Below are 23,457 nucleotides of genomic sequence, written 5' to 3'. Positions count from 1 at the left end.
TCACGAGGTCGCAGCGGTCCGCACCCGGTAGGTCCGGACCGTCACCTCCTCGTCGTCCAGGCAGCGGCCCGACTCCAGGTCGAAGCGCTGCTTCAGCAGCGGCGAGGCGACGAAGGGCCGGCCGGCCGCCCGCCCGATCAGCCCCCGGGACAGCACCTGCGCCCCGGTGAAGGGGTCCTGGTTCCCGATGGCGTACGCGCGGCCCCCGCGGTCCACGAACACCGCCGCCTGGCTCCCGTCGGGCAGCAGGGCCGCCACCCCGCGCCCGGGAACGAGCGCGGACAGTTCGCACACCGTCAGCCAGCCCTCCGCCACCTGCAGTTCCACGGTCATCGGACTCCTCCGATCGTCAGGACGGCCAGGTCGGGCTTGACCTGGTCGCGCTCGGGTACGAACTTCACCGTCGGGTCGGGCGCGCCGGGAGCGTTGACGAAGGAGACGAACCGGCGCAGCCGCTCCGGGTCCTCCAGCGTCTCGGCCCACTCGTCGCGGTAGTGCGCCACGTGGTCGGCCATCAGCGACTCCAGCTCGGCGCAGAGCCCCAGCGAGTCGTGCACGACCACGTCCCGCAGGTGGGGCAGGCCCCCCTCCAGCCGCTCCAGCCAGGTGGAGGTCCGCTCCAGCCGGTCGGCGGTGCGGATGTAGAACATCAGGAACCGGTCGATCAGGCGGACCAGTTCCGCATCGGACAGGTCCTGGGCGAGCAGGTCCGCGTGGCGCGGGGTCGCGCCGCCGTTGCCTCCCACGTACAGGTTCCAGCCGCTCGCCGTCGCGATGACCCCGAAGTCCTTGCTCTGGGCCTCCGCGCACTCGCGGGCGCAGCCGGAGACCGCCGACTTGAGCTTGTGCGGGGCGCGCAGCCCGCGGTAGCGCAGCTCCAGGTCGATGGCCATCCGCACGCTGTCCTGCACCCCGTAGCGGCACCAGGTCTGCCCCACACAGGACTTCACGGTCCGCAGGGCCTTGCCGTAGGCGTGCCCGGATTCGAATCCGGCGTCGACCAGCCGGGCCCAGATCCGCGGCAGCTGGTCCACGCTCGCGCCGAAGAGATCGATCCGCTGCCCACCGGTGATCTTCGTGTAGAGGCCGAAGTCGCGGGCCACCTCGCCGATCACGATCAGTTTGTCCGGGGTGATCTCCCCGCCCGGGATGCGCGGGACCACCGAATAGGACCCGTTGCGCTGCAGGTTCGCGAGGAAGTGGTCATTGGTGTCCTGGAGGGCGGCCTGCTCCCCGTCCAGGACGTAGCCGCTGGCGCCGACGGTCGGGGCGAGCGAGGCGATGACGGAGCCGACGGTGGGCTTGCACACCTCGCAGCCGTCGCCGCCGCGGGCTTCCGGACGCCCGTGGCCGTCGAGGAGCTGCTCGTAGGAGGTCAGCCGGCGGGCGCGGACGATCTCGTACAGCTCGGCGCGCGTGTGGGGGAAGCAGCCGCACAGGCCCTTGTCGGCGGCGGCGGGCAGCAGCTGACCGATCACCTTGACGCAGCTGCCGCAGCCGGTGCCCGCCTTGGTGCACTTCTTGACCTCGGGGAGCGTGGTGCAGGCGGCGATGGCCTTCTTCGTGACGTTGTGGCAGGAGCAGATCACCGCGTCGTCGGGGAGCGAGGACGGGCCGAGGGCGACGGGCGCGCCGATGCCGGCGGGCAGGACCAGCTGCTCGGGGGCGACGGGGGGCACGCTGCCGGTGAGCGGGCGCAACAGGCCGTAGGAGTCCGCGTCGCCGACCAGGACCCCGCCGAGGAGGACGCCCTCGGGCGAGACGACCAGCTTCTTGTAGACGCCGGAGCGGGAGTCGGACCAGACGACGTCGAGGCTGCCGGGGGCGGCGCCGTGGGCGTCGCCGAAGGAGGCCACGTCGACACCGAGCAGCTTGAGCTTGGTGGAGAGGTCGGCTCCGGTGAACTGCTTCTCACGGCCCAGCAGGTCGTCGGCGGCGGTCTCGGCCATCTCGTAGCCGGGGGCCACCAGGCCGTAGACGCGGCCGTCGGAGGCGAGGGCGCACTCGCCGATGGCGTAGACGTGCGGGTCGGAGGTACGGCAGCGCGGGTCGACCGCGATGCCGCCGCGCTCGCCGACCTCCAGCCCCGCTTCCCGGGCCAGCTGGTCACGGGGGCGGACACCGGCGGAGAAGACCACGAGGTCGGTGTCGACGGCGGAGCCGTCGGAGAGCCGCATCCCGCGGACCGCGCCGTCCTCTCCGGTCAGCACTTCCTGCGTGCCGACACCGGTGTGGACGCTGATGCCCATGGACTCGATGGTGCGCAGCAGGGCCGCGCCGCCGCCTTCGTCGACCTGGACGGGCATCAGGCGCGGGGCGAACTCCACGACGCGGGTGGCGAGACCGAGTCCCTGCAGCGCGCCGGCGGCCTCCAGCCCGAGCAGGCCGCCGCCGACGACCGCGCCGCTGGTGCGGTCCTTCGCGTACTCCTCGATCGCCAGGAGGTCCTCGATGGTGCGGTAGACGAAGCAGCCGGGGGCGTCCTTTCCGGGGACCGGCGGCACGAAGGGAAAACTGCCGGTGGCCAGGACCAGGACGTCGTACGGGAACGTGCGGCCGGACCGGGAGGTGACGGTACGGGCCGCCCGGTCGATGTGCTCGGCGGGGTCGCCCAGGTGGAGGGCGATGCCGTGCCGCTCCATGAAGTCCGGGGGCGTCATGGACAGGTCCTGGGGGGTGCTCCCGGAGAAGTACGAGGTCAGGTGCACGCGGTCGTAGGCCGGCCGGGGCTCCTCGCAGAGGACGGTGATCCGGTGGGTCCGGGTCGCACCGCGTTCGGCGAGGGCTTCCAGGTAGCGCTGGCCGACCATGCCGTGCCCGATGAGCACGATCGCGGGCAGGGGCTCGGTCATGTCAGTGGCCTCCGTCGTCGGTGAGCAGGTGGAACAGGTCTGCGGGGTCGTGCAGGGGCTCGCCGCCCTCCCAGCCGCGGGCGAGGGCGCCCACGGTGGAGAGTTCGCCGAGCAGGACCCCGCCGACGAGGCGGTCGCCGCGCACGACGACCGACCGGTAGGTCCGCCGGGTGGCGTCGGCGAGGCGGACCACGTCGTCGCCGGGGCGGGGGGTGGTCTCGCCGAAGGCGGCGAGGTCGAAGTGCGGGGTGTCCGCGGTGGTGAGGGTGAGGCGGGTGAGGGCGCGGGTGCCGGTGTAGGTGGACCCGGACCCGGGCCTGGACCCGGACCCGGACCCCGACTCGGGCTGGGACCCGGACCCCGACTGGGGCTCGGACCCGGGCTGGGGCTCGGACCCGGGCTGGGGCTCGGTGAGGATCGCCGCGAGGACGTCGGCCTGCTCCAGGGCTGCGCCCGCCAGGCCGTACACCTGTCCCGCGTGCTCGGCGCAGTCGCCGATGGCGTGGATCCGCGGGTCGCTGGTGCGCAGGCGGTCGTCGACGACGATGCCCTTGCGCACGTCGAGCCCGGCGGCCTGGGCGAGGCCGGTCCGGGGGCGTACGCCGCAGGCGAGGACGACCAGGTCGGCGTCGAGCCGGTAGCCGTCGGCGAGTTCGACGCCGATGACCCTGGCCCTGCCCGTGGACGGGCCGCCGTTGCCGGGCGCTCTGCCCCCGGGCCCCGGCGCCCCGAACACCGGCGGGGTCGGAGGGCGGCCCTGGTCTGAGCCGCGGGGCCCGGGCGCCGGCGGGGTCGCCGTGTCGCGGGACGTGGTCAGGCCGCGGGCCCGGCATTCCGTGTGGATCTCCACGCCCAGCGCGGTGAGGTGGTCGTGCAGCAGGGCCGACGCACCGGCGTCCAGCTGGCGCTCCATCAGGCGCTCGCCCTGCTGCGCCAGCACCACGCCCGCCCCCCGCGCGGCGAGCGCACGGGCCGCCGAGACGCCCAGCAGGCCCCCGCCGATCACCACCGCCCGCACGCCGGGGCGTACGGCCGCCGACAGGGCCAGGCAGTCGTCCATCGTGCGGAAGGTGTGGACCCCCTCGGGAAGTTCGCCACCTCCCCCGGACTTCGTCCGGAAGGTACCCCCCGGCTGGAACAGCCCCCGCAGCGGCGGCAGTACCGGGTTGGACCCGGTGGCCAGCACCAGCGTGCCGTACCGCTCCACCGAGCCGTCGTCGCAGTGCACTGCCCGCTCCGCGCGGTCCACGCGGACCGCCCGGACACCGCGCCGCAGCACCGGTCCGGGCGCCGGCAGGGCGGCCACCTCCGGTGCGTACCGGCCCGCCAGCACCTCGGCGAGCAGCACCCGGTTGTAGGGCACGTGCGGTTCCTCGCCGAGGACGGTCACCGCGGCGGCCGCACCGGCGCGCTCGGCGACCCGTTGTGCGAGCCGCAGGCCCGCCAGGCCGCCGCCGATCACCACCACACGCTGTTCCGAGGTCATGGCACGAGCGTGCGCGCCCGCTGTTTCCCCGCCGCATCGCCGTTGTTACCCGGACGGAACGCCGACCTCAGCGGCCGGGGCGAGGCTCCGTGAGGCTTCCTCAAGGCCGGCCTCAGGGGTTCCGGTGTCTGCCGCCGCGCCCTTGGCGTGGCCCGTGGGCGAGATGCGTCAGGCTCTCGCCGTCCCCCCGCCCGCCGCGCCGGCTCCGCGAAGCTCAACCTTTGCGCAAGTTTCCCGAGATCGATGGCCGCTGCACCCAACCGCTCCATAGGGTCGGCACGTGCCTGACATATCAACGACCATGATCATCGTGTTGTGCGTGGCCGCCGCGGCCGCCGGCTGGATCGACGCGGTGGTGGGCGGCGGCGGCCTGCTGCTCCTGCCCGCCCTGCTGCTCGGCCTGCCGAACGCCCACCCCGCCACCGTCCTCGGCACCAACAAGGCCGTGGCCATCGTCGGCACCACGGGCGCGGCCGTCACCTACCTCCGCAAGGCCGCGGTGGACGTGAAGCTGGCCGTCCGTATCGGCCTCGCGGCGCTCGCCGGCTCGATGGGCGGCGCGGCCCTGGCCGGCGGCATCAGCAAGGACGCGCTCCGCCCGCTGATCATGGTGGTGCTGGTGGTCGTCGCGGCCTTCGTGCTCTTCCGCCCGGGCTTCGGCACCGTACCGGGCGCCTCGCCCGTCAGCCGCCGGCGGGTGCTGCTGGCCATCAGCCTCGCCGGGCTCGGCATCGGTTTCTACGACGGCCTCATCGGGCCGGGCACCGGCACCTTCCTGGTGCTCGCGCTCACCGCGCTGCTCCACCTCGACCTGGTGACGGCCTCCGCGACTGCCAAGATCGTCAATGTGTGCACCAACGCCGGAGCGCTCGCGATGTTCGCCTACCAGGGCATGGTGCTGTGGCAGCTGGCCGCGCTGATGGCGGTGTTCAACCTGGCCGGCGGCATGATCGGCGCAGGCATGGCCCTCAAGCAGGGCGCCGGCTTCGTCCGGGGCGTGCTGCTGACGGTGGTGGGCGCCCTGGTGATCAAGCTGGGTTTCGAGCAGTGGGGCTGAGCCGTCAGAACGTCCCGGTGAGGTGGGCGAAGACGACCACGTTGCCGCGGTAGCCCGTACGCGGTGAGAAGCCGCCGCCGCAGGTGATCACCCGCAGCTCGGCCCGGGGGGAGGGGCCGTACACGCGGGTGTCGGGGAAGGACTTGGCGTCGTAGACCTCGACCGCGTGGACGGTGAAGACGGCGGTACGCCGGTCCGCCCGCGGGACCTCGATCAAGGCCCCGCGGCGCAGCGCACCCAGGTGGTAGAAGACCCCCGGCCCGGCGGTGTCGTCCACGTGCCCCGCGATGACCGCCGTGCCGGTGGCGCCCGGGGTGGTGCCGTCGCGGTACCAGCCGGCCAGGTCCCGCCGGTCGGGCGGGGGCACCTGCAGGCTGCCGTCCGGCTGGAGTCCGAGCCCGGTCAGCGGGGCGTCGACCCGGATCGAGGGGATCCGGATCCGGCCGGGCGGGGAGCCTGGCAGCGGGGCGATGCCCGGGCCCGTGGCGCCGGCGGCGGTCAGGGCCTCGGCGGGGGAGGGCAGCGGCGGCCCGACGGGTTCGCGGGAGCCGCTGGTGACGAGCCAGATGCCGACGCAGGCGGCGAGCGCCACGAGGCCGCCGTGCCGGGCGGTGTGGGCGCGGCGGACCCGGTTCGGGAAGGCCCGGTGCAAGAAGGCCCAGGTCAGGAAAGCCCGGTGCAGGAAGACGCGGTGCAGGAAAGCCCGCCGCGGGAAGGCCCGGTCCGGGGCGGCCGCGGTGGATCCGGGGCGGATGGCGGCCGCAGTGGAGCCGGGTCCGGGCCGGGCGGTGGTCGACGGCCGGGGCTGGTGCCGGGCACCGGAGGCGGGCCGGGGCTGCCGGTCGTGGCCCCGACGGCCTCCGAGATCGCCACCCATGCGTACCCCCTCGGCTTGTGTGTCGGGGTCTGTGGCCGTCGCCCGGCCCCGCGAACGGGGGGGACCTCGCGGGGCGGGCGACGGGGGGCGGTACCGGTCGGACCGCGGCCGGAGCCGCGGTGGGCGTCCGTCAGCTCCGCGTGCCGCTCGCCCGGCGACGCAGGAGCCAGGTACCGCCGACGGCGGCCGCGGCCAGTACGACCGCTCCCGCCGCGATCCTGGCGGGGTCGGTGGTGGTGGTCGTGCCACCGCCCACCCCGGTGTTGACGTGGCCCTGCGGGCCGCGTTCGGTGACGACCAGATCGCCGGTGGCGAACTTGCCGTTCGCGCAGGTCACCCCGATGCCGTAGGAGCCCGGGCGGGTGTCGTGGGCGACCTGGAACTGCCCCACGACGACCTCCTTGCGGGTCCCCGGCGCCAGCCTGAACCGGCCGGCGCCCACCGTGCTGGCATCGCCCTCGGCACGGCTGCCGTGCCCGCAGGCGGTGGTGTTCACGGTGACGGTGGCACCCGGTGAGGCCGACTTGGGCCACACCTCCAGTGCGGCGAAGTCGCCTGGCGCGAAGCCGGCCGTCCCGAGCTCCGCGGCGGCGACCGCGCCCGCGACCGGGCCGGCGAAGGCGGCGGCGGTCAGCGCGGTGGCGGTCAGCGCGTGTGCGGTACGTCGGCGCATGGGGACTCTCCTGGAGACACGGGGTCGTGTTTCCGAGGTAACCCGGCCCGCCCGCACCCCGCCTGCTGATGTCCCGTCAGGTAGGCCCGGAGGTAGCCCGGTGCCGCCATGTCTGCGCAGGTCAGAGCCGGTCCTTCCGCCATCCGGGCCGCCCGCGCCGTCCGGGTGACCCGCGGCCGGCCCCCGGGGCCGCCGGCGCGGGCCACGGGCGCCGGGAGGCGGTGCGACGCCCGGTGCGTACGGTGGTGTCGCGCGGGCCGGTCCTTCGGCCCGGCTGCGACGTGGCGCGCCGTACCCGAGGGAGGGTCCTGTGACATCGGTCGTCCGAACTGGGGACCAGGCCGCCGCGCTGCCGTTCTTCGTGTACGGAACCCTGCGCCCGGGCGAGGTCAACCACGGACTGTTCCTGCGCGGCCGCACGCTCCGCGAGGAGCCGGCCAGTCTGCCGGACACGGCACTCTTCGAGGGTCCGGGCTACCCCTTCGCCGTCGAGCGCCCGGGCTCGGCCGTCCTCGGGGAGCTGATCACGGCGGCGCCCGGCGCCTACGGGGAACTGCTGGCGGCACTGGACGTCCTGGAGGAGTACGGGGGCCCGGGGCGTCCGGGCAACGTCTACGACCGGACCGCCCGCGAGGCCCTGCGCCGCGACGGCACCTTTGTCCGGGCCTGGGTCTACCTGGCGTCCCCGCTGCTCGCCCGCGACCTGCGCGCCCGGGGCACCGAGATACCGGGCGGGGACTGGCTCGGACGCGGGCGGACGCCGTGACGCCCACGCCGCCGTGACGGCCGAAGAACCGTGGCGGCCATACAGGCGTGACACCCAGGCAGCCGTGACGCCCACGCAGCCGTGACGCCCAGACAACCGTGACGCCCACGCCGCCCCGACGCTCATCCCGCCGCCGTGACGCCCACGCCGGCAGGACCGCTCAGAGGCCCTCGGCGCCGCGGTTGCGCAGCCGCTGCCCGTACTGCTGGAGCACCCACAGCTCCTCCTGGACCGCGGCCAGTTGTTCCGGCGGGGCCTGGGGGCCCAGCCGGGACAGCGTGCCCTGGATCTCGTGGACCCGGCGGTCCACGGCGCGCAGCCGGACCTGGACCAGCTGGACCCCGGCGTAGATCTCGTCGACCGTCTTGGCGTGGATGGCTTCGACGGCGAGCTCCGTGACCAGTGCGCGCACGGTGTCGTTCGGGGCCGCCGCCCGCACCCGGGTCAGGTAGTCCTCGGTGCCCTGGGAGGCGCCCCCCGCGTCCTGGATGGCCTGGCGGACGGCGGCGTAGGGCGGGGCGGTGAACTCGTCGATCCCGTAGGCGTCGAAGGCCGGGGAGACCAGGGCCGGGCGCTGGAGGGCGAGCTTGAGCAGCTCGCGCTCGGTGCGGTGGGCGGGGCTGCGCAGGTTCAGTGCGGGACCGCCGGCCTGCTGGGAGGCGGGCGCGGAGGCGGCCTCGTAGGGCTGCCGTCCGCCCCCGCCCCGCTGCTGCCGGGCCTCGCCCTGGCCGCCTCGATCACGCGCCCAGCGCGCCAGCTGCGCCACGCGCCGGACGACGAACTGCTCGTCGCGGATGCCCAGCATCCCCGCCAGCTGGACGGCGGACTCGTGCTGGATCGCGATGTTCTTGATGTGGGCGACGACGGGTGCGGCCTCGTCCAGCGCGGCCGCCCGCCCGGCCGGGTTCTCCAGGTTGTGCCGGGCGACGATGTGCCGCAGCGCGAACTCGAAGAGCGGGGTGCGGGATTCCACCAGCCCGGACACCGCCGCGTCCCCCTGGGCCAGGCGCAGGTCGCAGGGGTCCATGCCGCCGGGCGTGATCGCGATGGAGGTCTCGGCGGCGAACTTCTGGTCGTCCTCGAAGGCCCGCAGCGCGGCCTTCTGGCCTGCCGCGTCGCCGTCGAAGGTGAAGATCACCTCGGCGGTGGCATGGTCCATCAGCAGCCGGCGCAGGATCTTGATGTGGTCCCCGCCGAAAGCCGTGCCACAGGTGGCGATCGCGGTGGTGACCCCGGCCATGTGGCAGGCCATCACATCCGTGTAGCCCTCGACCACCACGGCCCGGGAGGTCTTCGCGATCTCCTTCTTGGCCAGGTCGATGCCGTAGAGCACCTGGGACTTCTTGTAGATGGCCGTCTCGGGGGTGTTGAGGTACTTGGGGCCGTTGTCGTCATCGCGCAGCTTGCGCGCGCCGAAGCCGACCACTTCGCCGCTGATGTCGCGGATCGGCCACATCAGCCGCCCGCGGAAGCGGTCGATGGGTTTGCCGCTGCGACTGTCCTGCGCGAGCCCGGAGGTGATCAGCTCTTTGTCGCTGAAGCCCTTGCCGCGCAGGAAACGCGTCAGGTGGTCCCAGCCCGCCGGGCTGTAGCCCACGCTGAAGTGCGCGGCCGCAGCCTGGTCGAAGCCCCGCTCGGCCAGGAACTTGCGGCCGATCTCCGCCTCGGGGCCGTCCAGCTGGTCGACGTAGAACTGGGCGGCCGCCTTGTGCGCCTCGACCAGCCGGATGCGCTCGCCGCGGCCGCTGGTCCCGGCGGTGTAGCCGCCCTCCTCGTACCTCAGGGTGATGCCGGCCTGGCCCGCCAGGCGTTCGACCGCCTCCGAGAAGGAGAGGTGGTCGATCTTCATGATGAAGTCGAGGGTGTCCCCCCCCGCCTGGCAGCCGAAGCAGTGGTAGAGGCCCTTGCTCGGGCTGACCTGGAAGGACGGGGACTTCTCGTCGTGGAAGGGGCACAGGCCCTTGAGGTTGCCGCCCCCCGCGTTGCGCAGCTGGAGGTAGTCGGAGACGACGGCGTCGATCGGGACCGCGTCCCGTACCGCCTTCACGTCGTCGTCGTTGATCCGTCCTGCCACGCGTGAAGTCTACGGCCGCGCGGCGACAAACCCGTCAGGCACCCTCCTCCTTGATCAGTGAGGCGAGCGGAACCGACGGGTCCGCGAGCCGGTCGCGGTCGACGGGCGTCTTTGACCTGATCAGCGCCTGGATGTGTTCGGTGACGTCCCACACGTTCACGTTCATTCCGGCGAGCACCCGCCCCTGCGAGAGCCAGAAGGCGACGAACTCCCGCTTGCCCACGTCGCCCCGGATCAGCACCTGGTCGTAGCCGCCGGGCGGCGCGTAGCCCGAGTACTCCAGGCCCACGTCGTACTGGTCGGAGAAGAAGTACGGCACCCGGTCGTAGCCGACCTCCTGGCCCAGCATCGCCCGGGCGGCGGCCGGTCCGCCGTTGAGGGCGTTGGCCCAGTGCTCGACGCGCAGCCTGGTGCCCAGCACCGGGTGGTGGGCGGCGGCCACGTCCCCGGCGGCGAAGACGTCCGGGTCCGATGTGCGCAGCGAGGAGTCCACGGCGATCCCGCCGCCGTGCTCCCGGTCCACCAGGGCGAGCCCGGAGGTCTCGGCGAGCGCGGTCCGCGGCGCCGCGCCGATCGCGGCGAGCACCGCGTGCGCCGGGTGCTCCTCCCCGTCGTCGGTACGGGCGGCCAGCACCATGCCGTCGTGGCCGACGATCTCGGTCAGCCGGGCCCCGAAGTGGAGACGCACTCCGTGGTCGGCGTGCAGGTCCGCGAAGAGCCTGCCGATCTCCGGGCCGAGCACCGCGTGCAGCGGCGTCGCCTCCGGCTCGACCACGGTGACCTCGGCGCCGTAGCCGCGGGCCGCGGCGGCGACCTCCAGCCCGATCCACCCGGCGCCCGCGATCAGCAGGTGCCCGTTGTCCCGGCCGAGACCGGCCAGGACGCCCCGCAGCCGCTCGGCGTGCGCCAGGCGCCGCAGGTGGTGCACGCCGGCCAGGCCGGTGCCGGGGATGTCCAGGCGGCGCGGCTCGGCGCCCGTGGCCAGCAGCACCTTGTCGTAGTGCAGCGCCGTGCCGTCGCCGAGGACCACCTTCTTGGCCTCCCGGTCCAGGTGGACCGCCGGCTGTCCGAGGTGCAGCTCGACGTCGGAGGCCGCGTACCAGGACGGCTCGTGGACGAAGACGCTGTCGCGGTCGTCCTTGCCCGTCAGGTACCCCTTGGACAGCGGCGGCCGTTCGTAGGGATGGTCGCGTTCGTCGCCGATGAGGATCACCCGCCCCGTGAACCCCTCGGCCCGCAGCGTTTCGGCCGCTTTTGCCCCGGCCAGCCCCGCGCCGACGATGACGAATGTCCGGTGTGCGTCGACCACCTGATGCCTCCTCATAACCTCTCCGCCACATGCGACCACATGCGAGCGTCCCGCACCGAGCCTGCCGCGTGAAGGGGGAGTGGCCCGATCAGCTCACCCCTCGGCGCGTCGTGTGCGCCGGGTGAGGCGTGCGTGCAGGGAGCGGGCGGCCGCGTCCGTGAGGCACGCGATCTGGTCGATGACCGCCCGCTTCCTGGCCCTGTCGTCCGGCGCGGCGTCGAAGATGGCCCGGAACTGCGGGTCCAGACCCTCGGGGGCGCGGGCGCTGAGCGCCTCCGCCAGTTCGGCCAGGACGATGCGCTGGTCGGCGCGGATCCGCTCCTGCTCGTCGCGCTGCATGACGTACAGATCGGCCACCGCCTTCAGGACCGCGCACTCGTTGCGCGCCTCGCGGGGAACGACCAGCTCGGCGCCGTACCGGGTCAGGCGGCCGGAACCGTACGCCTCGCGGGTGGCGCCCTCGGCGGCCAGGCAGAAGCGGCCGATGAGCTGGCTCGTCGCGTCCTTCAGACGGGCCTGCGCGATGGCCGAGCCGTCGTACCCGTGCGGCCACCACTCCTGCTCCATCAACCGGTCCAGCGCCTCGCGCAGTTCTTCGGCCTGCGTGTCGGCGGGCACGTAGCGGCCGATGGCGACCCGCCAGATCGCGGCGCGCTCGGGCTCGGCGTGCAGGAGGTTGGGGTCGAGGTGGCCCGCGTGCAGCCCGTCCTCGAAGTCGTGGACGCAGTACGCGACATCATCGGCCCAGTCCATCACCTGGGCCTCGAAGCACTTGCGGTCCGCGGGCGCACCGCGGCGCAGCCAGTCGAAGACCGGCAGGTCGTCCTCGTAGGCGCCGAACTTCACCGACCCGGGGTCGGTGGGGTGGTCGCCGCGGGCCCAGGGGTACTTGGTGGCCGCGTCCAGGCAGGCCCGGGTGAGGTTGAGGCCGACGCTGACGGGTTCACCGCCCGCCGGACCGGGGACGAACCGCTTGGGCTCCAGGCGGGTCAGCAGGCGCAGCGACTGGGCGTTGCCCTCGAAACCGCCGCAGTCCTTGGCGAACTCGTTGAGCGCCTCCTCGCCGTTGTGGCCGAAGGGCGGGTGGCCCATGTCGTGGGAGAGGCAGGCTGCCTCGACGAGGTCGGGATCGCAGCCGAGCGCGGCGCCGAGCTCCCGCCCGACCTGGGCGCACTCCAGGGAGTGCGTGAGGCGGGTACGGGGGCTCGCGTCCCAGTCGTAGGAGCGGGTGCCCGGGGTGACGACCTGGGTCTTGCCGGCGAGGCGGCGCAGCGCGGCGGAGTGCAGCACGCGGGCCCGGTCGCGCTGGAAGGCGGTCCGGCCGGGCCGTTTGTCGGGCTCGGCGGCCCAGCGCTCGGTGGCGGTCGCGTCGTACGGGTCGTCTGCGGGGGTGTGCGTGGTGCCTTCCATGAAAAGACGGTAACCGCACCTTCCGGCACATCGGCATCAGACGGCGAGGAGTTCCGGCCGCAGGGGGCCGCCCGGCCGGGCGCGGGCCTGGTCGTAGCGGTGCAGCAGCAGGCGGGCCAGGGCGGGGTGGTCGCCCAGCGGTGCGGCGGCCCGGCCGGGGGCGGCCCCGGCGCACTGGGAGGCGAAGCGGCCGGGCGCGGTGAAGTAGGAGGCCACGGCCGTTTGGTGGTGGCCGCGGGCGGCCAGGGACCGCACCGCGTCGGGGACGGTGGGCGCGGCGGCGGAGGCGTAGGCGGGGACCACCGGGACGCCCCCGAGGCGCTCGGCGAGCAGGCCCGCGGTGCGCCGGGTGTCGGCGGCCGACTCCGGGTCGCGGGAGCCGGCGGCGGCCAGGACGACGGCCGAGCCGGGGGTCCAGCCGGCCTCCAGGAGGCGTTCGTACAGGGCCTCGACGAGCAGCGGGTGCGGTCCCAGCGGCCCGGCGAGCGAGGTCCGCAGGTGCGGGGCTCGGGCGGCGGCACCGGGGAGGTCGTGCTTGACGTGGTGGCCGCGGCCGAGCAGGAGCGGGACGAGGACCGCCTCGCCGCGCAAGTCCCGCAGGACGTCGTCCAGCGGCGGCTCGCTCAGCTCGATGTGGCCGAGCCGGACCTCCAGCCGGGGGCGCAGCTCGCGGACGCGCGCGAGGAGTGCGCGGGCGGTGTGCAGGGCGCGGGGGTCGCGGCTGCCGTGTGCGACGGCGACGAGAGTGGGCTCCATGGGCGGACTCCGGGTCGGCGCAGGCCGCTGAGCTGTGCGCCCAGCTGGAAGGTGATGCGGCCGAGCAGCTCGGCCGCGCTGTCGAAGGGGAGGGCGGGGAACTCGCGAGGGTGCACCGGCTCCGTCATGGACCGATCCTGCGCCGGCGACGTTGCCGGGGCGTTGCGCCGGGGTGACGGGTGTTTACCGGCTGCTCACCGCTCCACCCGGTCATTCGTGCGGGTGAAAGGTGGTGAGGGGGGAACTGGGGGCCGGGACCCGGTCGTCCAACTGTGCGAACGAGGTGTGAGGCGTGGGGAGCGAGGGGGCGGTCATGAAGGTGATGGAGCGGATGCGGTCGATGGCGGGGGAGTGGCCGGGCCTGCGGCGGCGTGCCGGACGCCCGGGTCTGCCGGAGCGTGCGGGGCGTCCGGGCCCGTGGCAGCGGCGGGGGCCGGGCGGGGGTGCGGGATCGGCGGAGCGTGCGGGGCCGGGCGCAGGCGCGGCGTCGGCGGGTAGCGCGGAGACGGGCGGGGGTGCGGGGCGGGCGGTGCGGTGGCGGCTGCCGGGGCGGATGCACGGGGTCCGGGCCCGGCGGCGGGCGGTGCAGGCCGTGATGGCAGGCTGCACCCTGGCGCTGCTGCCCTCGGCGTGGACGCACGCGGCGGCCGCGGACCGGCTGCGGACGACGGCCGACGCCCCCTCCGCGGACGTGGCCGTGGTCTTCGGGGCGGGCCTGTGGAACGGCCGGCCCACCCCCTACCTGGCCCGCCGGCTCGACGCCGCCGCGGAGCTGTACCGCGCGGGCAAGGTCAAGGTCGTGCTGGTCACCGGGGACAACAGCCGCGTTGAGTACGACGAGCCCGACGCCATGCGCGCCTACCTGACCGGGCACGGGGTGCCGGGCGAGCGGATCGTGGGCGACTACGCCGGCTTCGACACCTGGGACTCCTGCGTCCGGGCCAAGGAGGTCTTCGGGGTCGAGCGGGCCGTGCTGATCAGCCAGGGCTTCCACATACGCAGGGCCGTCGCCCTGTGCCAGGCGGCGGGCGTGGAGTCGTACGGGGTCGGCGTGCCCGACGAGCACGACTCCACCTGGTACTACGGCGGGAGCCGCGAGGTCTTCGCCGCCGGCAAGGCCGCGCTGGATGCGGCCCTCAAGCCCGATCCGCGCTTCCTGGGACCGAAGGAACCGGGGGTGTCGCGCGCCCTGGTCGCTCCCACCCACTGAGACGGCATGGGCGGGCGGCTCCACGGCCGGCCGCGCAGCGGGGCGGCGCGGGAAGCCCCCGGCCCCCGCCGGCAGCGGTCCTCACCGAAGCCGCCCGGCCGCGCTGAGGTCGAACACCCCGCGCCGTAACGCACGGCGGCGGCCGCCGTAACACCGCGGCCGCACGCTGGCGGCCATGCGCACCACGGACCTCTCCACCGCTGTCACCGCCACGCACTGCCCGTACTGCGCGCTGCAGTGCGGGATGAACCTGCGCCCCGTCCCGGACGGCGCCGGCGTGGTGGTGGAGGAGCGTGCCGACTTCCCCGTGAACGGGGGAGCGCTGTGCGGCAAGGGCCGCACCGCCCCCGCCGTGCTCTCCTCCCGGGTGCGCCTGACCGAGCCGCTCGTCCGCACCCACGCAGGGCGGCTGGAGCCGGCCACCTGGGAGGAGGCCCTCGACGCCGTCGCCGGGGGCCTCGCCCGCACGGGGCGCGCCCACGGCCCCGACGCGGTCGGCGTCTTCGGCGGCGGCGGCCTCACCAACGAGAAGGCGTACGCACTCGGCAAGTTCGCCCGGGTGGCGCTGCGCACCTCGCAGATCGACTACAACGGCCGCTTCTGCATGTCCTCGGCCGCCGCCGCCCACCAGCGGGCCTTCGGTCTCGACCGGGGCCTGCCCTTCCCGCTGGAGGACATCCCGCGCACCGGCTGCGTGATCCTCGTCGGCTCGAACCCGGCCGAGACCATGCCGCCCGCCCTGCGCTACCTCACCGAACTCAAGGCCAACGGCGGCACCCTGATCGTCATCGACCCCCGCCGCACCCGCACCGCCGAACACGCCGACCTGCACCTGGCCCCCCGCCCCGGCACCGACCTCGCACTCGCCCTCGGCCTGCTGCACCTCGTCGTGGCGCAGGGACGCACCGACGAGGAGTTCATCGCCGCCCGGACGACCGGCTGGGCGCAGGCCCGGGCCGCCGCGATGGCCCACTGGCCCGAACTGGTCGAGCGCATCACCGGTGTGCCGGTGCCCAGGCTCCGCGAGGCGGCCGAGCTGTTCTGCGCGCCCTCCTCCGCCATGGTCCTCACCGCCCGCGGCCCGGAGCAGCAGTCCAAGGGCACCGACACCGTCGGCGCCTGGATCAACCTCTGCCTGGCCACCGGCCGCGCCGGGCGGCCGTACTCCGGCTACGGCTGCCTCACCGGCCAGGGCAACGGTCAGGGCGGCCGCGAACACGGCCAGAAGGCCGACCAGCTCCCCGGCTACCGCAAGCTGACCGACCCCGCCGCCCGGGCGCACGTGGCCGGCGTCTGGGGCGTCGACCCCGCCACCCTGCCCGGCCCGGGCCGCAGCGCCTACGAACTCCTCGACTCCCTCGGCACGGACGTCCGGGCGCTGCTCCTGATGGGCTCCAACCCGGTCGTGTCGGCCCCCCGCGTCGCCCACGTCGAAGAGCGCATCCGCTCGCTGGACTTCCTCGCCGTGGCCGACGTGGTCCTCTCCGAGACGGCCGCCCTCGCCGACGTGGTCCTGCCCGTCACCCAGTGGGCGGAGGAGACCGGCACCACCACCAATCTGGAGGGCCGCGTCCTGCTCCGCCGCCGCGCCCTGACCCCGCCGCCCGGCGTCCGCACCGACCTGGAGGTCCTGCACGGCCTCGCGGACCGCCTCGGCATCGAGAAGGGCTTCCCCACCGACCCCGAGGAGGTCTTCGGCGAACTGCGCCGCGCCTCCGCCGGCGGACCGGCGGACTACGCCGGCATCACCTACGCCCGCATAGAGGCCGAACAGGGCGTCTTCTGGCCCTGCCCGCAAGACGGCGCCGGCACGCCCCGCCTGTTCCTGGACCGCTTCGCCACCGACGACGGCCGGGCCCGCTTCGCCGCCGTCTCCCACCGGGACGCCGCCGAGGTACCCGACGCCGACTACCCGCTGCTGCTGACCACCGGCCGGGTCGTCGCCCAATACCAGTCCGGGGCCCAGACCCGCCGGGTCGCCGAGCTCAACGCGGCCGCCCCCGGCCCCTTCGTGGAACTGCACCCCCGCCTCGCCGCCCGCATCGGAGTGGTCGACGGCAGCCCGCTGGCGGTCGTCTCCCGCCGCGGCCGGTGCGTGGCCCCCGCCCGCGTCACGGACGCCATCCGCGCGGACACGGTCTTCATGCCCTTCCACTGGCCGGGCGAGGGCCGCGCGAACAACCTGACCAATCCGGCGCTGGACCCGGTCTCGGGGATGCCGGAGTTCAAGGTCTGCGCCGTCCGCGTCGAGCCCGCGTAGGGCGGCCCGGCGCCGTCGGACATGCGTCCGGTCCGCATCGGGGCTCACGCCCGGGGGTAACCATCGGTCACGCACCGGCCTCAGAAAGTGCACGCACGCCCCTCGTGGCGGCGATGTGTCGTACCCCACACTGAGGTGCGGTGCATCCGTCCCCGGAGCCTGGGAGGCCGCCCCCGTGCAGACCCGGATCGTGTCCGTGACCGTGAACGCGAGCGAGTCCCCGGAAACCGCAGAGGCCGACACCGTGGACGAAGAGCCCGAGGGGCCCGAAGAGATCGAAGCGCCCGATGAGCCGGAAGCGTCGCAGGATCCGGAGGCGTCAAAAGAGCCCGAGGTGCTCGAACTGATCGAGCCGGTGCCCGCACGGCGGCGGCGCGCCCCCGTCGCCGCCGTCGGAGCCGGACCCTCCGCCGACCTGTTCCGGCAGTACCTGCGCGAGATAGGCAGGATCCCGCTGCTCACCGCCGCCGAAGAGGTCGACCTCGCGCGGCATGTCGAAGCCGGACTGTTCGCCGAGGAGAAACTCGCCGGCACCCCGGACCTGGACTCCCGGCTCGCCCATGACCTCGACCGGATCGTGGTCATGGGCCGCATGGCCAAACGCCGCCTCATTGAGTCGAACCTGCGCCTGGTCGTCTCCGTCGCCAAGCGCTACGTGGGACGCGGCCTCACCATGCTCGACCTCGTGCAGGAGGGGAACCTCGGGCTCATCCGCGCCGTCGAGAAGTTCGACTACGCCCGCGGGTACAAGTTCTCCACCTACGCCACCTGGTGGATCCGCCAGGCGATGTCCCGGGCCCTCGCCGACCAGGCCCGGACCATCCGCGTGCCCGTCCACGTCGTGGAGCTGATCAACCGCGTCGTGCGCGTCCAGCGCCGCATGCTCCAGGAGCGCGGCTACGAGCCCACCGCCGAAGAGGTCGCCGCGCACCTGGAACTGACGCCCGAACGGGTCATGGAGGTCCTGCGCCTCGCCCAGGAGCCGGTCTCCCTGCACGCCCCCGTCGGCGAGGAGGACGACGTCGCGCTCGGCGACCTCATCGAGGACGGCGACGCCGCCTCACCGATGGAGTCCGCCGCCTTCTTCCTGCTGCGCGAGCACCTGGAAGCCGTGCTGTCGACCCTCGGCGAACGCGAACGCAAGGTCGTCCAGCTGCGGTACGGGCTCGCCGACGGGCGCCCGCGCACCCTGGAGGAGATCGGCCGGATCTTCGGCGTGACCCGCGAGCGGATCCGCCAGATCGAGTCCAAGACCCTCAACAAGCTCCGCGACCACGCCTTCGCCGACCAGCTGCGCGGCTACCTCGACTGAGACGGCACACGAGCCGGGAAACGCGAAGGGCGCCCCCGTCCGGGGGCGCCCCCTGCACCACCACACGCACCGGCCGTCAGGCCGGCGCGGCTAGTCGACCTCGACGACCGCCTGCGCGAACTGCGCCGCGTACAGCCGCGCGTACGCGCCGTCCGACGCCAGCAGCTCCTCGTGCGTGCCCTGCTCCACGATCGAGCCGTCCTCCATCACCAGGATCACGTCCGCGTCGCGGATCGTGGACAGCCGGTGGGCGATCACGAAGGACGTACGGCCGTGCGCCAGGCGCGCCATCGCCTTCTGGATCAGCACCTCGGTACGGGTGTCCACGGAGCTGGTCGCCTCGTCGAGCACCAGGATCACCGGGTCCGACAGGAACGCACGGGCAATGGTGATCAGCTGCTTCTCACCGGCGCTGACGCCGGCGCCCTCGTCGTCCAGCACGGTGTCGTAGCCGTCCGGCAGGGTGCGGATGAAACGGTCCGCGTGCGCGGCCCGCGCCGCCTCCTCGACCTCCGCCCGCGTGACCTCACGCGAGGACCCGTAGGCGATGTTCTCCGCGATGGTGCCGCCGAAGAGCCAGGTGTCCTGGAGCACCATGCCGATGCTCCTGCGCAGCTCCTCGCGCGTCATCTTCGCGATGTCCACGCCGTCCAGGGCGATCTCGCCGCCCGTGACCTCGTAGAACCGCATCAGCAGGTTGACCAGCGTCGTCTTGCCGGCGCCCGTCGGGCCGACGATCGCGACCGTCTGGCCCGGATCGACCGACAGCGAGAGGTTCTCGATCAGCGGCTTGCCCGGCTCGTAGCGGAAGGCCACCTTGTCGAGGGTGACCTGGCCGCGCACCGTCTTGGGACGCTCGGGGACCTCCGCGTCCGGTTCCTGCTCCTGCGCGTCGAGCAGCTCGTAGACCCGCTCCGCGGAGGCGACACCGGACTGCACCAGATTCGCCATCGAGGCGACCTGCGTCAGCGGCATCGAGAACTGCCGCGAGTACTGGATGAACGCCTGCACGTCACCGATCGACAGGGTGCCCGAGGCGACCCGCAGTCCGCCGACGACCGCGATCAGCACGTAGTTGATGTTCGAGATGAAGAACATCACCGGCTGCATGACGCCGCTGACCAGCTGGGCCTTGAAGGACGCCCGGAAGAGCGCCTCGTTCTGCTCGGCGAAGACCGCCGCGGACTCCTTCTGCCGCCCGAAGACCTTCACCAGCGTGTGGCCGGAGTACATCTCCTCGATGTGGGCGTTGAGCGCGCCCGTGCTCTTCCACTGCGCCACGAACTGCGGCTGCGACTTCTTGCCGATCTTCGCCGCGACGAACACCGAGACGGGCACGGTCACCAGCGCGACCAGCGCCAGCAGCGGTGAGATCCAGAACATCATCGCGAGCACACCGAAGATCGTCAGCAGCGAGTTGAGCAGCTGCCCCATCGTCTGCTGGAGCGTCTGGCCGATGTTGTCGATGTCGTTCGTCGCCCGGCTGAGCACCTCGCCGCGCTTCTGCTGGTCGAAGTACGACAGCGGCAGCCGCGACAGCTTGGCCTGGAGCTCCTCGCGCATCCGGTAGACGGTGCCGTTCATGACGTGGTTCGACAGCCGCGTCGCCACCAGCATGAGCAGGCCCGCGAGGGTGAAGAGCACCAGCGCCCAGATCGCGACGACGCCGACGGCGCCGAAATCGATGCCCTGGCCCGGGGTGAAGTCGGTGCCCGACAGCATGTCCGCCATCCCGCCCTGCCCCTTGGCGCGCAGGCCCTCCAGCGCCTGCTCCTTGGTGAGCCCCGCCGGCATCTGCCGGCCTATGATCCCGGCGAAGACCAGGTCGGTGGCCTGGCCGAGGATCTTCGGCCCGACCACGGCGCAGCCGACGCTGCCGACCACGGCCGCGACCATGCCCCACAGCTTGGCCCGGTCCTGCGCCAGCTGGCCCAGCAGCCGCTTGCCCGATCCCTTGAAGTCCATGGACCTCTGGGCCGGGCCCATCATCATCCGTCCTCCGGGCCCGCTCATGCGGCCTCCGCCTCCGTCAGCTGGGAGAGCACGATCTCCCGGTAGGTCTCGTTGTCGGCCATCAGTTCGTGATGCCGCCCCTCTCCCACGACCTGGCCCTCGTCCAGGACGATGATCCGGTCGGCGTCGCGGATCGTGGAGACCCGCTGGGCGACGATCACCACGGTCGCGTCCTCGGTCTCGCGGGCCAGCGCCGCGCGCAGCGCCGCATCCGTCGCGTAGTCCAGGGCCGAGAAGGAGTCGTCGAACAGGTAGATCTCCGGGCGCTGGACCAGGGTGCGGGCGATGGCCAGGCGCTGGCGCTGGCCACCGGACACGTTGGTCCCGCCCTGCGTGACGGGGGCCTCCAGGCCACCCTCCAGCGCGGAGACGAAGCCCTTGGCCTGGGCCACCTCCAGCGCCTTCCACAGCTCTTCGTCGCTCGCGTCCGGGCGGCCGTAGCGCAGGTTGGACGCGATGGTCCCGGAGAAGAGGTACGGCTTCTGCGGGACCAGGCCGACCGTCCTGGCCAGCAGCTCCGCGTCGAGCCGGCGTACGTCCTGCCCGTCGACCAGCACCTGGCCGCCGGTCGCGTCGAACAACCGCGGCACCAGGCCCAGCAGCGTGGACTTGCCGCTTCCGGTCGAACCGATCACCGCGGTGGTCTCGCCGGGGCGGGCCAGCAGGTCCACACCGCGCAGCACCGGCGCCTCGGCGCCCGGATAGCGGAAGTCGGCGCCGCGCAGCTCCAGCTCCCCGCGCCGGGCGAGTTCGCGCACCGGATCGGTGGGCGGCACCACGCTGGTGTGCGTGTCCAGGACCTCCTGGACACGCTCGGCGCACACCTCGGCGCGCGGCACCATCATGAACATGAAGGTGGCCATCATGACGGCCATGACGATCTGCATCAGGTAGGCGAGGAAGGCCGTCAGCTGGCCGATCTCCATGCCGCCGCTGTCGATGCGCATCGCACCGAACCAGATGACGGCCACGCTGGAGATGTTCACGACCACGATGACGGTGGGGAACATCAGCGCGAGGAGCTTGCCGGCGGCGAGCGAGACGCCGGTCAGGTCCGCGTTCGCCTCCCGGAAGCGGTCCTTCTCGTAGTCGTCACGGACGAAGGCGCGGATCACGCGGTTACCGGTGATCTGCTCGCGCAGCACCCGGTTCACGGTGTCCAGACGCACCTGCATCTGACGGAACAGCGGACGCGTCCGGTAGACGATCGCGCCGACCGCGATGCCCAGGACGGGAACCACGGCGAGCAGGACGCCCGACAGCTTCACGTCGAGCGACAGCGCCATGGCGATGCCGCCGACGCACATGATCGGCGCCGAGACCATCAGGGTGAAGGTCATCAGGACCAGCATCTGGACCTGCTGGACGTCGTTCGTCGTACGGGTGATCAGCGACGGGGCGCCGAACTGGCCCAGCTCGCGCGCGGAGAAGCTCTGCACGCGGTCGAAGACGGCGGCGCGCACGTCCCGGCCGAGGGCCGCAGCCGTCCGGGCTCCGTAGTAGACGGCTCCGACGTTGCAGACGAGCTGGACGAGCGAGACGCCCAGCATCAGCGCGCCGAAGCGCAGGATGTAGCCGGTGTCACCGTTGACGACACCGTTGTCGATGATGTCGGCGTTCAGGGTGGGCAGGTACAGGGACGCGCTGGTCTGCAGCAGCTGCAGCAGCACCAGCACCGAGATCGGTTTGTGGTACGGAGCCAGATGGGTCCGCAGAAGTCGTATGAGCACGCGCAGGCTCCGGTCGGCAAGATCGAGGGGGTTCACCCCATCTTCGGCCAACCGGGGGGCCGATCCCCAGCGGTTTTCGCAAAGGCCGGTCAAAAGGCGTAGGCCGCCCTACGGCCCGGGACCCGGGCGCGCGCCCGGGGCCGACCCGCCCCGGTCGACACGACACCCCCCGGCTAGAACGCGCCGGGGTGGATCTCCTCGCGCGTGGCGACGTACTGCTGGCGGACCGCCTGCCAGGCCGGGAACTCCTCGCCCGGCTCGAACACCTGCGCCGCGGGAGCCGGCCAGAGCGGCGGCGTGTGCGGGGCCAGCGTGCCCTGCGCCACACCGAGCGCCCACGCCGCCTGGCGCGCCGCGCCCAGCGCCGCGTAGTCGGCCGGGGCCGGCACGACGATCTGCGTCCCGAACAGCCCCGGAGCCGCCGCCTGCACGGCCGGCAGCTCGGCCGCCGCGCCCAGGAGGAACACCCGGCGGATCTCCACCCCGCGCGAGCGCAGCACGTCCAGCGCGTCCACCAGCCCGCACAGCATGCCCTCGAAGGCAGCCCGGGCCAGGTGCTCGGGCTTCATCGAGTCCCGGCGCAGCCCCGACAGGGTTCCGGCGGCGTGCGGCAGGTTCGGGGTCCGCTCACCTTCCAGGTAGGGCAGCAGGACCAGGCCGTGCGCGCCCGGAGTCGACTTCAGCGCCAGCTCGGACAGCCCCTCCAGGTCGGTGCCCAGCAGCTCGGCGGTGCCGCGCAGCGCCCGTACGGCGTTGGAGGTGTTCACGACCGGCAGGTGCATGCCTCCCGCGTCGGCCAGCGAGGTGATCAGGCCGCCCGGCTCCGAAAGCGCCTCGTGGTGCACCGCCATCACCGAACCGGAGGCGCCGAGCGACACCACGGCGTCTCCCGGACCCAGCCCCAGCCCGAGCGCGGCGGCCATGGTCTCGCCCGTGCCGGCCGAGATGAGCAACCCCTCGGGGGTGGTGCCGGCGGCGTCGGCCGGGCCGAGCACCTCGGGCAGCAGCGCCCGGTGCCCGAGCGCGAGTTCGACCAGGTCGGGCCGCCAGGAGCCGGTGGCCGCCGACCAGTAGCCGGTGCCGGAGGCGCCACCGCGGTCGGTGGTCCGCCGGACGGGGCGGCCCAGCAACTGCCAGACCAGCCAGTCGTGCGGGGACATCACCACCGCGACCCGGCGGGCGGCCTCGGGCTCGGTGCGGGCCAGCCAGGCCAGCTTCGCGACGGGCTGCGCGGCGTGCGGGACGGAGCCCACCGCCTCGGACCACGCCTGCCGGCCGCCCAGGGCGTCGACGAGATCGGCGGCGGCGACCTGCCCGCGCTTGTCGTTGCCGACCAGGGCGGGGCGGACGAGACCGCCCTGCGCGTCCAGCGGGAGCAGACCGTGCTGCTGCGCGGACACGCCGATGGCCTGGACTCCTTCGAGGAGCCCGCCGCCGGCGGCCTCGCCGAGCGAGAGCAGCCAGGCCTGCGGATCGGTCTCGTAGGGGTTCGCGCCGTCGGGTTCCCCGGTGGGCTGCGGATGCGGGGCGTACCCCTGGCGCAGCACGGCACCGGTGTCGGTGTCGCATACGACGATGCGAGTGAAGGCGGAAGAGCTGTCCAGCCCGGCGACTATCCCCATGCGGAGAATTCTGCCTGAAGCCCGGCCGGTCTCTACCGCCCGGCCGGGCG

The 23,457-nt window shown here is 73.6% G+C and carries 17 protein-coding genes; 5 read left to right on the top strand and 12 right to left on the bottom strand.

Going from position 1 to position 23,457, the window contains the following annotated elements; all coding sequences use genetic code 11:
• From nirD to AMK16_RS15465, 3 genes are read right to left on the bottom strand one after another with little or no spacing between them, the layout of a single operon-like run.
• Entirely contained in the window at nt 1-333 is a 333-nt protein-coding gene (gene nirD / locus AMK16_RS15475; protein WP_073914939.1) for a nitrite reductase small subunit NirD, read from the bottom strand.
• Nucleotides 330-2,852: a nitrite reductase large subunit NirB gene (gene nirB / locus AMK16_RS15470; RefSeq protein ID WP_073914937.1), complete on the bottom strand. Its 2,523-nt coding sequence runs from the start codon at nt 2,850-2,852 to the stop codon at nt 330-332. Before nirB ends, nirD begins: the two co-directional genes overlap by 4 nt.
• Before the next feature lies 1 nt (nt 2,853).
• Complete coding sequence (locus tag AMK16_RS15465; RefSeq protein WP_073914934.1) at nt 2,854-4,338, bottom strand: NAD(P)/FAD-dependent oxidoreductase; 1,485 nt, start codon at nt 4,336-4,338, stop codon at nt 2,854-2,856.
• 280 nt (nt 4,339-4,618) lie between these two features.
• Here AMK16_RS15465 and AMK16_RS15460 point away from each other — a divergent pair, with 280 nt between their 5' ends.
• On the top strand, nt 4,619-5,395 hold the full coding sequence (locus AMK16_RS15460) for a sulfite exporter TauE/SafE family protein (RefSeq protein ID WP_073914932.1): 777 nt from the start codon (nt 4,619-4,621) through the stop codon (nt 5,393-5,395).
• A 4-nt stretch (nt 5,396-5,399) separates the two neighbouring features.
• Here the strand turns inward: AMK16_RS15460 and AMK16_RS15455 are convergent, their stop codons facing one another.
• Both AMK16_RS15455 and AMK16_RS15450 read right to left on the bottom strand, forming a co-directional pair.
• Nucleotides 5,400-5,987 carry a class F sortase gene (locus AMK16_RS15455; protein ID WP_242438769.1) on the bottom strand — a complete coding sequence of 196 codons (588 nt, stop codon included), beginning with the start codon at nt 5,985-5,987 and terminating at the stop codon, nt 5,400-5,402.
• A 415-nt stretch (nt 5,988-6,402) separates the two neighbouring features.
• Nucleotides 6,403-6,945: a hypothetical protein gene (locus AMK16_RS15450; RefSeq protein ID WP_242438736.1), complete on the bottom strand. Its 543-nt coding sequence runs from the start codon at nt 6,943-6,945 to the stop codon at nt 6,403-6,405.
• A 310-nt stretch (nt 6,946-7,255) separates the two neighbouring features.
• Between AMK16_RS15450 and AMK16_RS15445 the strand changes: the two genes are divergently transcribed.
• The gene (locus AMK16_RS15445; protein ID WP_079191523.1) at nt 7,256-7,711 is read left to right on the top strand and encodes a gamma-glutamylcyclotransferase family protein; all 456 of its coding nucleotides are present in this window, start codon (nt 7,256-7,258) and stop codon (nt 7,709-7,711) included.
• Nucleotides 7,712-7,871: 160 nt separating this feature from the next.
• On the opposite strand, the gene dnaG is transcribed toward AMK16_RS15445, so the two are convergent.
• From dnaG to AMK16_RS15425, 4 genes are all read right to left on the bottom strand, one after another.
• The gene (dnaG, locus tag AMK16_RS15440) at nt 7,872-9,785 is read right to left on the bottom strand and encodes a DNA primase (RefSeq protein ID WP_073914929.1); all 1,914 of its coding nucleotides are present in this window, start codon (nt 9,783-9,785) and stop codon (nt 7,872-7,874) included.
• A gap of 34 nt (nt 9,786-9,819) precedes the next feature.
• Nucleotides 9,820-11,094 carry an NAD(P)/FAD-dependent oxidoreductase gene (locus AMK16_RS15435; RefSeq protein ID WP_073914927.1) on the bottom strand — a complete coding sequence of 425 codons (1,275 nt, stop codon included), beginning with the start codon at nt 11,092-11,094 and terminating at the stop codon, nt 9,820-9,822.
• A gap of 93 nt (nt 11,095-11,187) precedes the next feature.
• Nucleotides 11,188-12,504: a deoxyguanosinetriphosphate triphosphohydrolase gene (locus AMK16_RS15430; RefSeq protein ID WP_073914925.1), complete on the bottom strand. Its 1,317-nt coding sequence runs from the start codon at nt 12,502-12,504 to the stop codon at nt 11,188-11,190.
• Between the two features lie 36 nt (nt 12,505-12,540).
• Nucleotides 12,541-13,260: a sirohydrochlorin chelatase gene (locus AMK16_RS15425; protein WP_073914923.1), complete on the bottom strand. Its 720-nt coding sequence runs from the start codon at nt 13,258-13,260 to the stop codon at nt 12,541-12,543.
• A 553-nt stretch (nt 13,261-13,813) separates the two neighbouring features.
• Between AMK16_RS15425 and AMK16_RS15420 the strand changes: the two genes are divergently transcribed.
• The 3 genes from AMK16_RS15420 to AMK16_RS15410 all read left to right on the top strand — a co-directional run bounded on the left by AMK16_RS15420 (nt 13,814) and on the right by AMK16_RS15410 (nt 18,042).
• Nucleotides 13,814-14,470: a SanA/YdcF family protein gene (locus AMK16_RS15420; protein ID WP_073916134.1), complete on the top strand. Its 657-nt coding sequence runs from the start codon at nt 13,814-13,816 to the stop codon at nt 14,468-14,470.
• Between the two features lie 175 nt (nt 14,471-14,645).
• The gene (locus AMK16_RS15415) at nt 14,646-16,730 is read left to right on the top strand and encodes a molybdopterin oxidoreductase family protein (protein WP_073914920.1); all 2,085 of its coding nucleotides are present in this window, start codon (nt 14,646-14,648) and stop codon (nt 16,728-16,730) included.
• A gap of 175 nt (nt 16,731-16,905) precedes the next feature.
• Nucleotides 16,906-18,042, top strand: coding sequence for an RNA polymerase sigma factor (locus AMK16_RS15410; RefSeq protein WP_073914918.1), 1,137 nt, complete (start codon nt 16,906-16,908; stop codon nt 18,040-18,042).
• A gap of 90 nt (nt 18,043-18,132) precedes the next feature.
• Here the strand turns inward: AMK16_RS15410 and AMK16_RS15405 are convergent, their stop codons facing one another.
• The 3 genes from AMK16_RS15405 to AMK16_RS15395 form a co-directional block, all read right to left on the bottom strand.
• Nucleotides 18,133-20,055 (bottom strand): ABC transporter ATP-binding protein, encoded by a 1,923-nt coding sequence (locus AMK16_RS15405; protein WP_073914915.1) that lies wholly within the window; start codon nt 20,053-20,055, stop codon nt 18,133-18,135.
• Nucleotides 20,052-21,785: an ABC transporter ATP-binding protein gene (locus tag AMK16_RS15400; protein WP_073914913.1), complete on the bottom strand. Its 1,734-nt coding sequence runs from the start codon at nt 21,783-21,785 to the stop codon at nt 20,052-20,054. The genes AMK16_RS15405 and AMK16_RS15400 overlap by 4 nt, the downstream gene beginning before the upstream one ends.
• 173 nt (nt 21,786-21,958) lie before the next feature.
• Nucleotides 21,959-23,407, bottom strand: coding sequence for an FGGY family carbohydrate kinase (locus AMK16_RS15395; protein WP_073914911.1), 1,449 nt, complete (start codon nt 23,405-23,407; stop codon nt 21,959-21,961).
• Nucleotides 23,408-23,457 lie beyond the last annotated feature (50 nt).

This window comes from Streptomyces sp. CB00455, assembly GCF_001905445.1.
GTDB lineage: Bacteria > Actinomycetota > Actinomycetes > Streptomycetales > Streptomycetaceae > Streptomyces.
The sequence above is the reverse complement of the archived record's forward strand: the minus strand, read 5'-3'. Positions and strand labels throughout refer to the sequence as shown.